The following is a 1246-nucleotide window of genomic DNA, read 5'->3' as shown; positions in this document are numbered from 1 at the left end:
GACCCGGACGTGCTCGCCCTCATGCGGGCGAGCACGTCCGGGTCGGCCACGTCCGTGGCCACGTCCGCCGCCCAGCGTTCGAGGTCCGTCCGCAGTGCGCCGGTGTCCGGCACCACGACGTCCCCGGAGAACCGGCTGCTCGCGACGTCCGCGAGCAGCTCGCCGACCGACCCCCACCGCCGGTACAGCGTGGTCGGGTGGACCCCGGCGCGGGTGGCGACGACCGGCAGCGTGAGCGCCTCGCCCTGCTCGGCCAGCAGCTCCCCGACGGCGCGGTGCACAGCTGCCCGGACGCGCGCGGACCGCCCGCCGGGCCGGGTTCCGGTGGTGGTGGGGCTGCTGCTCATGCCGCCAGTATGCACTAACGCAACGATCTTGGCTCTTTAGTGCTACGGTCGGGGCGGTTTAACGCACAGATCGTTGCAGTCTGCGAGGGCGCATGGATACCGAGGTCCGCTCCCGGTCGCTGTTCTTCGGAGCGGTCGCCGCCATCGTCATGCTCTTCCTGGGAGCGTCGAGCGCGCCCTCCCCGCTCTACGTCGTCTACCAGCAGCTCTGGCACTTCACGCCGACCGTGCTCACGGTCGTCTTCGCGATCTACGTCGTGGGCCTGCTCGGGTCCCTGCTCGTCGTCGGGGCCCTGTCGGACCACGTCGGACGGCGGCCGGTCCTGTTCGGCGCGATCCTGCTGGAGAGCGCGGCGCTGGTGCTGTTCCTGCTGGCGGGGGACGTGGTGGTGCTGTCGCTGGCCCGGCTGCTGCAGGGCGTCGCCACCGGTGCGGCCGTGACCACCCTCGGTGCCGCGCTGGTGGACTTCGAGTCGCCCACCGCGAGGGGCCGGGCGGGTGTGGTCAACTCCGTCGCGCCGACGTCGGGGCTCGCGCTGGGGGCGCTCGGCACCGGGGCGCTCGTCGAGTTCGGGCCCGCCCCCACCCGGTTGGTGTACGCGCTGCTGCTGACCGGGATGGGGATCGCGGCGGTGATCGTGGCGCTGATGCCCGAGACGTCGGCGCGCAAGCCGGGTGCGCTGGGCTCGCTGCGTCCGGTGGTGGGGGTCCCGGCGCGGCTGCGCGCCGAGGTCGTGCCCGTGGTGCCGGTGATGGTCGCCGGCTGGGCGCTCGGCGGGCTCTACCTCTCGCTCGGGCCGTCGGTGGCCGCGCAGCTGTTCGGGCTGGCGAACCACCTCGTCGGCGGGATGGTCGTCACGCTGCTGTCGGGGTGCGGCGGGGCTGTCCAGGAGCTGGGC

The 1246-nt window shown here is 73.7% G+C and carries 2 protein-coding genes; one reads left to right on the top strand and one right to left on the bottom strand.

Features of this window, described 5'->3' with window-relative positions; translation table 11 throughout:
- The coding region (locus H5J29_RS33310) for a TetR/AcrR family transcriptional regulator (RefSeq protein WP_181784854.1) at nt 1-347 on the bottom strand (347 nt) is incomplete at its 3' end.
- A 92-nt stretch (nt 348-439) separates the two neighbouring features.
- Here H5J29_RS33310 and H5J29_RS33305 point away from each other — a divergent pair.
- Nucleotides 440-1246, top strand: an 807-nt coding sequence (locus tag H5J29_RS33305) for an MFS transporter (RefSeq protein ID WP_181784853.1), incomplete at its 3' end; no start/stop codon positions are given.

The sequence above is a fragment of the Pseudonocardia pini genome (genome assembly GCF_013870575.1).
GTDB lineage: Bacteria > Actinomycetota > Actinomycetes > Mycobacteriales > Pseudonocardiaceae > Pseudonocardia > Pseudonocardia pini.
The sequence above is the reverse complement of the archived record's forward strand: the minus strand, read 5'-3'. Positions and strand labels throughout refer to the sequence as shown.